Genomic DNA, 12,946 nt, shown 5'->3' on the forward strand with positions numbered 1-12,946 from the left:
CGGTTCCCAATGGACGTAGCGCCTCAACGGCGGCGGAACCTTAGCCGCCGGGAAACCATCCATAACGGCGCTTCGGGTGCTCGATCGCCGGCCTCTTCGATCAGGACTTCATGGTTGAGTGCGATGTGAACCCATTTGCGATCGTCCCATTGCCCGTCGTGAACATTCGTGATGTCGATTGCGACGCTTCGAACCGCGGCTTTTTGAAGCTCTGCAAGAGCTTGCCCGTGACGATTGCGCTTTTCCATATGATGATTGGCTGAAACCCCCAAGGAAACGCAAAATCGGCATACTCTCATGATGATTAGGACAATCGCCTGCGCCGATGAACGTATATCGGTCGCCACGAATTTGCCATAGTGAAAAATTCGTGAAATAGTGCGCGCTTAAACACCCCTTGCTGGAGGAAATGTGCCCGGATCGGCCTCCGGGTTCAAATTGAAAGGACTGTTCGTGACTGTTGAGAGAGAGATCGACTATGAAGTCGGTCAGGACGACGTCGACTTTATGGGGCTGGACATACATATTCCGGTCTTCTTCATATCAGGCGGCATAGTTGTTCTTTTCGTATTCTTCGCCGCAACACTCCAGGCTCCGATGGCCGATTTTTTCGGGTGGCTCCGACCGACCGTCACGGGTCCGTTTGATTGGCTTTTCGCCGTTACGGCCGACATGGGTATCGGGGTCACGTTTTACGGTGTCTCCGAGCCGGTTTCGCATTTCCCCGCATCATTGTCATCGCATGCCGGAACATCTGAAGGTTGGGCTCCGCTCGGCGGTGCTGCGGGAATCCCCTTCGCAATAGTGCTGCTCGGCGTGTGCCCAGTTCTCTGGAGAGGTCTGGCTCCCGAGCGCAACAGGCTGCAAACCGCCTAACCCCTACACCTGTGATCCAACCTGTTCGCCAAGCATATGCATGGCGAGCACCTCTCGTTGTTCGATCAACAATCCAGAAAAATGGAGACTGAAGATGTTTACTGAAGACCTTGAATTGCATGCCGAGGACACACTCGGGGGCCGCATCTCACTTGCCCGCGCGACAAGTGGCCTTTCTGTGGAAGAGGCTGCCGAGCGCCTCGGGGTTCTTCCCGAAAGCTGGAAAGCATGGGAATGCGACCGGGACGTCCCGCGCGCAAATCGCTTGACGATGATGGCCGGCATTCTTGGGGCGAGCCCATCGTGGTTTCTGACCGGACAAGGGTATGGGCCGTTGGCCGCCCCTGAAACTGAGAGGCAAGTGCTTCGCGATGCGTTGCGCCAGGCGACGGCGGACGCAGAGGCACTGAACAGACGACTGCGGTCGATCGCATCGCGCATCGAAGCTTCGTAAGACGCCGGGGGGCGTTCCGCGCGCCGGTTTTTCGGCGCGCGTCGACCATACGCACGACATCTCCAGGACACGACATTGATCTCCACCTTCCCAGAACTACACCCGGTCCTTACCACCGGAATTGCCCTTTTCGTTCTCGCGGTTGCCGCGCTGTTTGCGAACTACGTGGTGAAGGCGCTCCTTGTGCGGATGCTCAATCGCGTCTTGAGCTTCACCGCCTATGGCCGGGATGAGGAGTTACGCCGGCACGGTTTTATCGAGAGGCTTTCGAACATAATGCCGGCGCTCGTCATCTCGACCGGCATTGCAATCGTGCCGAACCTCCCGGCATTTGTCGTCGTGGTTGTGCGCAATGTTTCCAGCGCATTCATGATCCTGACTGTCGCCATGGCTATCGGCGCTGCCCTCAACATCATCGACACCGTGTATCATCGCCGACCCGACGCACGGTTGAAGCCGATCAAGGGCTATGTGCAGGTCGTCAAGATCGCGATATATGTGATCGCGGCGCTCCTGATGATTGCGACGCTGATCGATCGCTCACCGTTGATCCTGCTGTCCGGTCTCGGCGCCATGGCTGCCGTATTGATACTGGTCTTTCAGGACACTTTGCTGTCGTTGGTCGCAGGTATCCAAATTTCCTCCACGGACATGGTCCGCGTCGGCGACTGGATCGAAATGCCCGGCCAGAATGCAGACGGCGACGTCATCGAAATTGCTCTTCATACCGTCAAGGTCCAGAATTTCGACAAGACAATCACGACGGTCCCCATCCGCAAGCTGGTGACCGACCCCGTCAAGAACTGGCGCGGCATGCAGGAGTCCGGAGGACGTCGCATCAAGCGTTCGATCCATCTCGACCAGAACAGCATCCGGTTCCTCAGTCCGGAAGATCAGGAGAAGCTGAGGCAGTTCGGCCATCTGGAGACATATCTCAAACGAAAAGAAGCTGAACTTGCGGCATGGAATAGCAAGCTCGGCGCACGCGCAGATGTCCCCGCCAACAGGCGGCGTTCAACGAATATCGGGACGTTCCGCGCTTACGTGGAAAACTATCTGCGCAACCATCCCGGTATTCATCAAGGCATGACGATTATGGTGCGGCAGCTACCACCGCAAGCAGAAGGTCTGCCGCTGGAAGTTTACTGCTTCACCAACACGACTGCCTGGGCTGCATATGAAGGCATACAGTCGGATATCTTCGACCACCTTCTCGCGATCTTGCCGGAGTTTGACCTGCACGTCTTCCAGAATCCGAGCGGTCGCGATTTTCAGGCCTATCGTCAAGAGACTAAGCACACATCCTCCAATCTGTCGGATTCGCGCACTGCTAGTCTGGCATCGTCTTCGCAATAGAGTCGATGGGGCGCGGATATGAAATCCGCGCCAACGGCCTCGTACTGCATCCGTTATCATCTCCAGTCATGTCGTGCCTGGATTTTCTGGTGGCGAACACGACTTGGAATCGATGTCGGTCGCGCCTATGCGCATACGGTAGGCCCTAAAGCCTGTAGCCCTCGCGCGCGAGGCCATCGGACAACAACGGTGCAATTTCGTACGCTTCCGCCTCGTCCAGTCGATGGGTGACGATCAGTTCTGCAAGGAAGGCAGAGTCCACGCGCCGGCTGACGTCGTGGCGTGCTGGGATCGAACACAATGCGCGTGTATCGTCGTTGAACCCTACCGTGTTCCTAAACCCGGCCGTTTCTGTCGCCAGTTCGCGGAACCGACGGATACCTTCGAAACTGTCGTGAAACCACCATGGGGGCCCAAGTCGCAGCGACGGGTAGGCTCCTGCGAGCGGCGCAAGTTCACGGGAGTATGTGGTTTCATCCAGCGTGAACAGGATCAGCCGAAGACGCGTATCCATTCCCACCGCATCGAGAAGCGGCTTCAACGCGACCGTGAAGCTGACCGGCACAGGAATATCAAAGCCTCGATCGCGCCCATAGCGCGAATAGACTGCTGCATTGTGGCTGCGGAAGGATCCGGCATGAAGCTGCATCACCAGCCCGTCCTCGACTGACATGCGCGCCATTTCCGTCAACATCTGCGCACGAAAAAGTTCAGCATCGCCGCTGTCGATCTTGCCGGACCTCACACGTGCGAACAGCGCAGCAGCGGCGGTTTCGGCCAAATCAGCCGTACGTGGTGTCGGGTGACCGTGATCGGTTGCTGTGGCTCCCATTCTGCGAAAGAATGCACGCCGTGCACGATGCGCTTCGAGGTACCCCAGCCAAGAGCCCGTATCGCAGCCGGTGAGATCACCCAGCCGGTCCAGGTTCGCGGCGAAATCCTCGCTGTCAGGATCAATCACTGCATCGGGCCGGTAGGTCGGCACCACCCTGCCCTTCCATCCGCTTTCGCGCGCCATAGCATGCCAGCGCAGATCATCCAGCGCGGAATCGGTGGTGGCAATCACCTCTATGCCGAACCGGTCATAAAGTTCGCGCGGGCGATAATGCGGGCTCGCGAGTTGCTCGGCGATGGCATCATAATGCGCGTCGGCATTGGCCGGCGAAAGTCGCCCGGCAAGGCCGAACACGGTGGAGAGCGCATGGTCCAGCCAAAGCCGTGAGGGTGTGCCTTGGAAAAGGTGGTAATTGGCGGCAAAGCATCGCCATATCGTGCGAGGATCGCGCTCCGCCCCTTCACCAATGCCCAGTTCCTCATAGCGCACCCCCTGGCTGACCAACATCCGCACGACATAGTGATCTGGAACGATGAACAGGTCGGCCGGATTGGAAAAGGCGGAATTCTCCCCCCACCAGCGCGGATCGGTGTGTCCATGTGGAGAGACTATCGGCCTATCTGCCACCGCGGCGTAAAGGCCGCGCGCAATGGCTTTTGTTGCGGGATCGGGGGGCAGCAAACGGTCGGAATGCAACAGCATGTCAGTGCCCGCCCATCATCAAATTGGGCAAAAACATAACGATATCCGGGAAGCAGATCATGATCGCCACGACCCCAAGCACCGCAGCGGCCAACGGAATGAGTTCGACGGTGTAATCCTTGTAGGAGCACTTGAGAATGCCGCAGACCGTGAACATCGATACCCCCACCGGCGGTGTCATCCCCCCGAAGGTGACCAGCGTCATCATGATCAATCCGAAGTGCACCGGATCGACGCCGGCAGCCGTGATGACCGGCACCAGGATCGGTGTCAGCAACATAACAATCACCGTTGCCTCGACGAGCATGCCGAAGAACAGCAGAAATGCCGAGATGGTAAACAAGAGTGCGATCTTTGAGGAAAAGAGACCAAGCGTCAGTTCCGCGAGGGTCTGTGGGACGCGTTCGAAAGTGATGACATAACCGAACGCGCCCGAAAGCAAGATGATGAACATGATCATGCCGATATCGCGCACCGACATGATCAGTGCATCGATAACAGCAGCGAAGCTTAGTTCGCGATAGATCAGCATACCGACAATCAAAGCGTAAGCCACCGCAAAGGCGCCGGCTTCGGACGGCGTGAAAATACCGAAGCGAATGCCCACGATCAGCCAAACCGGAAACAGGATCGCCCAAAAGCTGGTTTTTACCGCTGAAATCACTTCAGAAGATGTGGGGAGCCGGTCATGGACAGGCTTATAGTCGCGCCGCTTTGATATCCAGGCGGTGGCGATCATCAAAGCAATGGTTAGCATGATGCCCGGCACGATGCCGGCGATAAAAAGCCGTCCGATCGATACCTCTCCCAGAAAGCCGTAAAGGATCAGGCCAAGGCTCGGCGGGATTGTTGCGGTAATCAGCCCGCCCACGGAAAGAAGCGCCGCCGTAAACCCCTTGGAATAGCCTTCCTTGATCATCGGGCCGCCCAGGATGCGGGACTGCATCGCCGCATCGGCGACGGCGGAACCGGAGATGCCGCCCATCAAGGCCGACAGAAGAAGGCTGACCTGGGCAAGGCCACCCCGCATCCAGCCCGCAACGGTCGAAGCCAAGGTCATCATGCGGGGCGTTATGCCTGATCCGTTCATCAGATGGCCAACAAGGATGAACAACGGCACGGCCAAAAGGGGAAAAGACTGGCTGGACGCTATTATCCGCTGCACCGCCGTCGCATCGGGCATGAAGGTTGAAGGCAGCAGGAAATAGACAAGGCTCGCCACACCGATGGCGAAAGCAACCGGCATTCCGATGACCATAAAGCCAAGTGCAAGGCACAGAAGAAGAAAGGAAATCACAGGAGTTGTTCCCCGTCACGGGTTTCGGGCTCAATCGAGTACAGCAGGCCATGGCCAAGAATCCGGCGCAGCAGCGACAGGATCATCAGGGCGCAACCTACCGGGAACGCCAGGGTCACCCAGCCGTAGGACAGGCCGGAGGCGCCCATCTCACGGGCCCAGTTCGACATTGCCAGCATCCAGCCCAGCCATCCGCAATAGCCCAAGAAGCCGAGCATGCATATGACACAGACCAGGTGCAGGACGCGGCGGCCTATAGGTGGCAGTGCATCCGGCAAGGCCGAAATGCGGATATGCCCACCGCTCTTAATCATCAGGTCCGCACCCAACATACAGGTCCAGATGAGAAGAAGCTGGGCAATCTCGGGTCCTGCCGGTACCGGATGACCAATTGAGCGCCCGATCGCCCCCGCCAAGACGGCAACGACCGTTCCAGCAAGCAAAGCGACCGCGGCAATTTCCTCTGTCCGGTCGAGAATTTTCAACATGATCTTCTCCTGGGCTTGGCATGTCGGCTGCAGGGCAGCGGGCGGCCGTGCCGCCCGCGCCAGCCGCTCACGTCAGGGTTTGGCCGCGTCGATCGCGGGCTGTAGCGCGGCGCGTGCTTCCTCAAGCCCGAGTTCGGCGTAGACACCGGCGGTCAGCGACTTGAAGTCCTCGGGATTGACGTCGTTCACCACCATTCCGCCCGCTTTCATCTCAGCAAGCACTTCCTTGCCCTTTGCAACGGTTGCCGCCGAAGCCTCATCGCCCGCACGCTCCAGTTCCTCGACCAGAATCGCCTGATGTTCCGGGGACAGCGACTTGAACCACTCTTCCGACGTCGTGAGGCCGGTGACGAGTTGTACATGGTTGGTGAAGGCAAGATTTCCCGTCACCTCGTGCAGCTTGATCCCGTAGGCGCCTGTCAATTGGGCCTCGGCGCCATCAAGCGCACCCAGCTGAAGAGCCGAATAGACCTCGGACCACGCCATCGGCACGGCGGTCGCACCCATGGCATTTACGGTGGCTAGCCAGCCGGCGGCGTCGATTGTGCGAACGCGTACGCCCTTCAGATCCTCGGGCTTCGTCACCGGGTTCTTGGAAAACATCTGACGGGTGCCCTGGAACCAGTTGTAGTTCAAAAGCCGCAGGCCGGAAGAGGCCGCCAGTTCTTCGACCCACGCCTTGTAGGGTTCGGATTTCGTGATGGCAGCGTATTGGGACCAGTCATCCACGAGGTAAGGTGCCGAAAGGATGCCGAGCTCTTTCTTGAATGGCGCAAGGCGACCCGCGTCGACAAGTACGGCGACGGCTGCGCCGTTGCGGATCTGCTCCAGAACGTCGTTGTCCGAGCCCAGCTGCGAGGATGGGTAAACGGTAACGTCGATCTCCCCCTTGGTCCGCTCTTCGATACGCGTCGCTGCCGCCTCCATCGCAATGGCCAGAGGGTCCGTTGCGTTCTGCGAAGTCGAAAGCGCGAACTTGATTTCGGCGATCGCGCCGGTTGCGGTTGCGGCAAGCAGTGCGGCCGCAATACCGATTGTCTTAATGTGGAACATGTCTTTCCTCCTTTGTTAAAGTCAGTTCCCCCGGGGCACTGCCCACAGGCCCGCGCGCGCACCCTCCGTCAGTGCAAGCGCGAGATGGTAGAAGAGGCGCGTCAGAGTTTCGGGCCATAGAACGAGGCCTGCACTGTCCACGCGATTGATCCAGAAGGGCGTGGCGCTGAACCAGCGATCGAATACCAGCGCCACGAGGTCCAGCGCGCGGGGGCCGGCCGCGATATCGCCATAGGCGTGGCGCTGCGCAAAGACCTTTATTGCTTCGGTCTGCGGCCAGAGAAGAAAGGCTTCTTCCTGAATCTGACCGGTTGCGGAAACGGCATCGAGGGCAGCACCCCGCATTCTTCCGGATTGCGCAAAACCATGACGGTCGGCAAAATTCATCAGGCGCACGGCAAGATCATCCAGGGAGGCATTTCCGCTGAAGGAGGCTTCACGGCGCAAAAGCCAGGCCCATTCACATTGATGACCGGGCTCGCGACGCAAGCCCGCAGCCCCGGGCAGGTCAGCAAGATCGGGTGCAATCCATTCTCGAATGCTTCCGGTTTCCTCATCTAAAAAATAGCGCAGGGCAACATTGCGAAGCATTGATGCCCGGTCGAGCCAAACCGCGGCACCGGTCATCTCAAACGCCTGCAGACATGCCTCATAGAGGTGCATATGTGGATTTTGCGCGCGCGGTGGTGCGTGCGGAGCAGCCGGATCAATGACGCCATCGTGCTCCAAAAGCAGGCCGGTCGTCGCATCCGTCAACTGTGAGCCAATTGCGCTCCAGCAGGCCTCGATTTCGGTTTCCGTGTCGACCGAAGGCGCAATCCGGTTCCATGTCACAAGACCCAACAGCACAAAGCTCTGGTCGTAACTGCGGGCGATGCCGTCCTCCCGACGACCAGTCGGGGTGCCATCACGCCGCACCGCCCGGCAGTACAACCCCGCTGCCTTCCGAAACGCAGCAAGCGCACCCGCCTGACGCTTTGCCAGTTCGACGAGTTGCGTTTCGCCACCCGTGATTAGTGCGAGGTGGGAAAGGGTGAATAGCATCCGGGCCTGCACGAGAATGGTCTTATCGGCCCGAAGTTGGGGCCTGCCCGCCGCATCCAGCGTATCGAAAAATCCGAAATGCTCGATATCTGCGGCCTGGGTCAGCCAATGGGAAAGCAGCAACGCCCATGCCCGCCCAACCTGCTCCGGCACATCCCCATCGCTTGCAGAACTCTGAAGCTGCCCGCTCACGTCGGCATCTCCAGCAAATCGGCGCCCAGGAAGCATTCAGGCTGCTGCTCGACGATACCGGGCAAATCGCTGACGATTTCCATCAGATGACGGCGCATTGCCGTTTCTGCCCGACCGGGATCATGGAAGCGAATAGCCTCCACGACCTCTCCATGCTGGGCGATCAACCGATCACGGGAGAAGTTGCGCGCACTGATGTGCCGAACGCGGTTCATCTGGGTTTTGAGCTCTTCCAAGTGATCCGCCACTGCTGCATGGCCCAGCAATTCGGCAAGGCAGCGGTGAAACTCCTCGTCCAGACGCATGAACGTCTCTCCGGATGCATCGGGAGCAAGACTGCGCTGTTCGGCCATGTTGGCATCGAGGCGGGCGATCATCACAGCGTCGGCCTTTTCGGCCAGCCTGCGGACGATATCGGCCTCGATCGCCTCGCGCATGAAGCGCGCTGTCATGACGACGGGAAGCGATATCAGGGAGACAAAGGTGCCTCGCTGGGGCCGAACTTCAACCAGCCCCTCCTCCGCAAGCTTGATAAAGGCTTCGCGCACAGGCTGGCGCGATACGGAGTATGCGCTGGCAATCTCGGTTTCGGAGATCCGCGCACCGGGAGCTAGCTCGCCGCGAATAATGCGATCACGCAATATGCGATGAAGCTGCGGCCCAACCGCAGCACCCAACTCCAGAACTGTCGCGAGCTTTGCTTCCATTCATTTCCTCCCTGACTGAACTTACCTCCATACTTCCATACTAGTCAACAAAAATGCCGTGTGCTAGATGGAGGAAACGTTTGGAGAGAGGAGAAAGCGCGCGATGCGGCAAACCTGGCGTTGGTTCGGTCCAAAAGATTTGTGTTCAGTCGACGATATGCGGCAGGCTGGCGTTGAGGGGGTCGTTTCTGCGCTGCACCATGTGCCGACCGGAAATGTCTGGTCGCCTGCCGCGATTGCCGAACGCCAGAGCGTCATCGCGCGAATGCGCGATGGCAGTCCTTCTGGCTTGGCCTGGGAGGTTGTCGAAAGCCTTCCGGTTTCAGAGGACATCAAGAAGCAGAAGGGCGACTGGCGCGCGCATATCGATAACTGGAAGATCTCGCTTCACCATCTTCGCGATGCTGGGATCGAGGTCATCTGTTACAATTTCATGCCCGTCCTGGATTGGACACGAACCGATCTTGCCTGGCGCCTGCCCACAGGTGGTACCTGCATGCGCTTCGATATCATCGACTTCGCCGCCTTCGATATTCATATCCTGGCGCGCGATGGTGCCGCTGATGACTTTTCCAGCGAAGTGGTAGAGGAAGCCAGGCGCCGGATCACCGATATGACGGATGACCGGCGCGGCGAACTTGCCCGCAATGTTGTCTTTGGCTTACCGGGTTCGGCGGAAAGTTTCAGCCTTGACGACGTGCGCCGCCACATCGCGGAGTATGATGGCTTGCCGGCCGAGCACTTGCGTCGTCACCTCATTGATTTCCTCTCCGAGGTCTGTCCATTGGCGGAAGAGCTTGGCCTGCGCCTTTGCTGCCACCCGGACGACCCACCGTTCCCGCTCCTTGGCCTGCCACGGGTGATGTCGACGGAAGACGACTACGCCACGATCATGCGGGCGGTCGACAGTCCGGCCAATGGGATCACGCTTTGCTCGGGGTCTCTCGGCGTTCGTCCTGACAATGATCTGCCCGGCATGATGGATCGGCTGGGAAGTCGGGTGCATTTCCTGCATCTTCGAAATGTCCTGCGCGAGAGCGCCGATCTGAAAGGCAGCTTCCACGAGGCCGAGCATCTTGGCGGGAACACCGATATGGTCGCGCTGATGGCTGCCGTCCTGCGCGAGGAACGCCGCCGCAAGGCAGCGGGACGTTCGGACATCTCCATCCCATTCCGCCCCGATCACGGGCAAGACATCCTCGACGATCTCGGACGCAAGGCGCAACCGGGTTATCCGTCGATCGGCCGGTTGAAGGGGCTTGCGGAACTACGCGGCATCATGACTGCCCTCGATCATCCCGCGGAGGGATTACGGTGAAACGGCTTACGTCTCCTGATTTCGTCACCGGCCCCGCAAAGGTGCCGGGCTACGATCCCGATGCGCATGGGCGGGGCATTGTCCATCTCGGCATTGGCGCCTTTCATCGCGCCCACCAGGCCGTCATGACCGATGACGCGCTGGCAGCGTCAGGTGGCGATTGGCGGATCACCGGCGTCAGCCTTCGTTCGGTCGAGGTTGCCGAGGCGCTCAACGCGCAACACGGATTCTACACCTTGATAGAGCGTGGGTCGCAAGGTACCAGCGCGCGCGTTATCGGGTCGATCCGTGATGTGATCGCCGCGGATTCGACCGCCACGCTTGCCGCGCTTTGCGCGCCTGAGGTCCGCATTGTCACCCTGACGGTGACTGAAAAAGGATATGGCATCGACCGCTTAAGCGGCGGGCCGGATCTCACCCATCCTGCTGTTGGCGCCGATCTCGCCTCACCGGACACGCCCGCAGGCGTCTTGGGACTACTCGTGCGCGCCCTTGCCCAGCGGCGGTTGTCCGGGCACAAACCATTCACCGTGCTTTCCTGCGATAACCTGCCGGAAAACGGCCGCCTGGTTCGTAGCGGCGTTGTCGGTTTTGCACGGATGACCGATCCTGGGCTTGCCGACTGGATCGAGGCAGAAGTCGCCTTTCCGTCCTGCATGGTCGACCGCATCACACCTGCAGCGGCACCAAAAACGCTGTCGGAAGCGGAACTTCAGACCGGCTGCATCGACCTCGCTGCGGTAGAAACCGAACCCTTTGTGCAGTGGGTGATTGAGGATCTGTTTCCAACTGGCCGCCCGGCGTGGGAAGCAGGTGGCGCTCTTTTTGTCACGGACGTAGCACCCTATGAGCAGATGAAACTCACCATGCTGAATGGCAGCCACTCGATGCTGGCCTATGCTGGGTTCCTGTCCGGACGGCAGTATGTGCGCGATGTAATGGAGGACCGGGCGCTGGCACGGCTGGTGAAAAGGCATCTGGCGGCCGCCGCCGCCGTCCTTCCAAGACTACCTTCGATAGATCTTGCAGATTACGCCAGATCCCTCGAAATTCGCTTCCGAAACCCTGCCATCGCACATGAGACGCGCCAGATCGCGATGGATGGCAGCCAGAAATTGCCGCAGCGTATTTTCCAGCCGGCTCTTCTGGCGCTCGAACGGAACTTGCCGATCCAGGCTTTCGCTTTCGCGACGGCCGCGTGGATACGCTACACGCTCGGCCGCAATGACGCAGGAGAAGTCTATCCGATCCGCGATCCGCGCGAAGCAGAGATCGCCGCCGCACTCAGCGATACTCCACGGGAGGCTCCGGCGATCGTGGCAGCGCTTTCCGCCCTGCCAGGATTGATTCCGCCGGCACTTGCAGAGCATGCCAGATGGACTGCCGCCGTTGAGCGCGCGCTGGAGCGCATGCTCACCCAAGGAATGCTTGATGCTATCGATCTGGAAGCGTCAGATTGATCTTTCGATCACCTTCGCCCACACGGCCGATCGCGTGAGCCGACTGTCTCGGGATCTAGTTGAGCTGCATAGAACGACGGTTGAGACGGGTAATTCTGCCCATGCTGCTGCCGAGTGGCAGGTCAGAGGCCGCCAGGATTGGCAAACGTTTCACGGCTTGACAGAGGGCTCAGCGCGTATAGATCGGCACCATATTTTTCCTGTTGGAGCAAAGACGTGAAAGCACTGACATCCATTTCGACCTTCGTTGGCAAGACGTTTGCTGCCTGGGTCATCCTCTTCGCAGTCCTCGGCTTCTTCTTCCCCGATACCTTTAAGCAGTTTGGCCCGTGGATCGTGACGCTGCTGGCAATCATCATGTTCGGTATGGGCCTAACCCTGTCGATCGACGATTTCCGCGAAGTGGTGAGGCGGCCATTCGACGTCGCAATCGGCGTCCTCGGCCAGTTCCTCATCATGCCCCTTCTCGCTGTCCTGCTGACGCGCATCATCCCCATGCCACCAGAGGTCGCGGCGGGCGTAATTCTTGTCGGCTGCTGCCCAGGCGGGACCTCGTCCAATGTGATGACCTATCTGTCGAAAGGTGACGTCGCGCTGTCGGTCGCCTGCACATCCGTCACAACGCTGGCTGCACCGCTCGTAACACCTTTCCTCGTCTGGCTGTTTGCCAGTCAATATCTGCCTGTCGATGGCTGGTCTATGTTCCTCAGCATCGTCAAGGTCGTGCTCGTTCCACTCGCCCTCGGCGCGCTCCTCCAGAAACTGCTGCCCGGCGCCGTTAAGGCGGCGGTTCCTGCACTTCCCCTTGTCAGCGTCGTCGGCATCGTTCTCATCGTCTCGGCCGTCGTCGGTGCATCGAAGGCTTCCATCGTCCAGTCAGGCCTGATGATCTTCGCAGTCGTGGTGCTTCACAACGGTCTCGGCTACCTGCTCGGTTTCTTTGCAGCGAAAGCCACGGGGCTCTCGCTTGCAAAACGCAAAGCGATCGCCATTGAGGTCGGCATGCAAAACTCTGGACTGGGCGCTGCGCTCGCGACCGCTTACTTCTCGCCCCTTTCAGCCGTTCCCAGCGCCATTTTCAGCGTCTGGCACAACATTTCCGGCGCGCTGCTGGCCAATTGGTTCGCTGGGCGCGAGGAAGAAGCCTAACGGCGACGCATTCAA

The 12,946-nt window shown here is 59.3% G+C and carries 13 protein-coding genes; 6 read left to right on the top strand and 7 right to left on the bottom strand.

What is annotated here, in order from left to right:
* Window positions 1-23: 23 nt before the first annotated feature.
* Complete coding sequence (locus tag MKI86_RS16535; RefSeq protein WP_241602682.1) at window positions 24-347, bottom strand: hypothetical protein; 324 nt, start codon at window positions 345-347, stop codon at window positions 24-26.
* Window positions 348-411: 64 nt separating this feature from the next.
* Between MKI86_RS16535 and MKI86_RS16540 the strand changes: the two genes are divergently transcribed.
* The 3 genes from MKI86_RS16540 to MKI86_RS16550 all read left to right on the top strand — a co-directional run bounded on the left by MKI86_RS16540 (window position 412) and on the right by MKI86_RS16550 (window position 2,686).
* Window positions 412-876 (top strand): hypothetical protein, encoded by a 465-nt coding sequence (locus MKI86_RS16540; protein ID WP_241602692.1) that lies wholly within the window; start codon window positions 412-414, stop codon window positions 874-876.
* A 94-nt stretch (window positions 877-970) separates the two neighbouring features.
* On the top strand, window positions 971-1,330 hold the full coding sequence (locus MKI86_RS16545; protein ID WP_241602693.1) for a helix-turn-helix domain-containing protein: 360 nt from the start codon (window positions 971-973) through the stop codon (window positions 1,328-1,330).
* A 78-nt stretch (window positions 1,331-1,408) separates the two neighbouring features.
* Window positions 1,409-2,686 carry a mechanosensitive ion channel family protein gene (locus tag MKI86_RS16550; RefSeq protein ID WP_241603665.1) on the top strand — a complete coding sequence of 426 codons (1,278 nt, stop codon included), beginning with the start codon at window positions 1,409-1,411 and terminating at the stop codon, window positions 2,684-2,686.
* 145 nt (window positions 2,687-2,831) lie between these two features.
* On the opposite strand, the gene uxaC is transcribed toward MKI86_RS16550, so the two are convergent.
* The 6 genes from uxaC to MKI86_RS16580 form a co-directional block, all read right to left on the bottom strand.
* Window positions 2,832-4,223, bottom strand: a complete 1,392-nt coding sequence (gene uxaC / locus MKI86_RS16555) for a glucuronate isomerase (protein ID WP_241602696.1) — start codon at window positions 4,221-4,223, stop codon at window positions 2,832-2,834.
* A gap of 1 nt (window position 4,224) precedes the next feature.
* The gene (locus tag MKI86_RS16560; RefSeq protein ID WP_241602700.1) at window positions 4,225-5,520 is read right to left on the bottom strand and encodes a TRAP transporter large permease; all 1,296 of its coding nucleotides are present in this window, start codon (window positions 5,518-5,520) and stop codon (window positions 4,225-4,227) included.
* The gene (locus MKI86_RS16565) at window positions 5,517-6,008 is read right to left on the bottom strand and encodes a TRAP transporter small permease (protein WP_241602702.1); all 492 of its coding nucleotides are present in this window, start codon (window positions 6,006-6,008) and stop codon (window positions 5,517-5,519) included. Before MKI86_RS16565 ends, MKI86_RS16560 begins: the two co-directional genes overlap by 4 nt.
* Before the next feature lie 72 nt (window positions 6,009-6,080).
* Window positions 6,081-7,061 carry a C4-dicarboxylate TRAP transporter substrate-binding protein gene (locus MKI86_RS16570; RefSeq protein ID WP_241602705.1) on the bottom strand — a complete coding sequence of 327 codons (981 nt, stop codon included), beginning with the start codon at window positions 7,059-7,061 and terminating at the stop codon, window positions 6,081-6,083.
* A gap of 21 nt (window positions 7,062-7,082) precedes the next feature.
* The gene (locus MKI86_RS16575; protein ID WP_241602708.1) at window positions 7,083-8,297 is read right to left on the bottom strand and encodes an AGE family epimerase/isomerase; all 1,215 of its coding nucleotides are present in this window, start codon (window positions 8,295-8,297) and stop codon (window positions 7,083-7,085) included.
* The gene (locus MKI86_RS16580) at window positions 8,294-9,004 is read right to left on the bottom strand and encodes a GntR family transcriptional regulator (protein ID WP_241602710.1); all 711 of its coding nucleotides are present in this window, start codon (window positions 9,002-9,004) and stop codon (window positions 8,294-8,296) included. The genes MKI86_RS16575 and MKI86_RS16580 overlap by 4 nt, the downstream gene beginning before the upstream one ends.
* Before the next feature lie 103 nt (window positions 9,005-9,107).
* Between MKI86_RS16580 and uxuA the strand changes: the two genes are divergently transcribed.
* The 3 genes from uxuA to MKI86_RS16595 all read left to right on the top strand — a co-directional run bounded on the left by uxuA (window position 9,108) and on the right by MKI86_RS16595 (window position 12,931).
* Window positions 9,108-10,322 carry a mannonate dehydratase gene (uxuA, locus tag MKI86_RS16585; protein ID WP_241603669.1) on the top strand — a complete coding sequence of 405 codons (1,215 nt, stop codon included), beginning with the start codon at window positions 9,108-9,110 and terminating at the stop codon, window positions 10,320-10,322.
* A gap of 41 nt (window positions 10,323-10,363) precedes the next feature.
* A complete protein-coding gene (locus tag MKI86_RS16590) occupies window positions 10,364-11,782 on the top strand; it encodes a mannitol dehydrogenase family protein (RefSeq protein WP_306424468.1) in 1,419 nt (472 codons plus the stop codon).
* A 216-nt stretch (window positions 11,783-11,998) separates the two neighbouring features.
* Entirely contained in the window at window positions 11,999-12,931 is a 933-nt protein-coding gene (locus MKI86_RS16595; protein WP_241602713.1) for a bile acid:sodium symporter family protein, read from the top strand.
* Window positions 12,932-12,946 lie beyond the last annotated feature (15 nt).

Source organism: Shinella sedimenti (genome assembly GCF_022601905.1).
Taxonomy (GTDB): domain Bacteria; phylum Pseudomonadota; class Alphaproteobacteria; order Rhizobiales; family Rhizobiaceae; genus Shinella; species Shinella sedimenti.

Coding starts and splice junctions, on each gene's coding strand:
- MKI86_RS16545 (WP_241602693.1), top strand. CDS start 971: ATGTTTACTGAAGACCTTGAATTGCATGCCGAGGACACACTCGGGGGC.
- uxaC (WP_241602696.1), bottom strand. CDS start 4,223: ATGCTGTTGCATTCCGACCGTTTGCTGCCCCCCGATCCCGCAACAAAA.
- MKI86_RS16565 (WP_241602702.1), bottom strand. CDS start 6,008: ATGTTGAAAATTCTCGACCGGACAGAGGAAATTGCCGCGGTCGCTTTG.
- MKI86_RS16570 (WP_241602705.1), bottom strand. CDS start 7,061: ATGTTCCACATTAAGACAATCGGTATTGCGGCCGCACTGCTTGCCGCA.
- MKI86_RS16580 (WP_241602710.1), bottom strand. CDS start 9,004: ATGGAAGCAAAGCTCGCGACAGTTCTGGAGTTGGGTGCTGCGGTTGGG.
- uxuA (WP_241603669.1), top strand. CDS start 9,108: ATGCGGCAAACCTGGCGTTGGTTCGGTCCAAAAGATTTGTGTTCAGTC.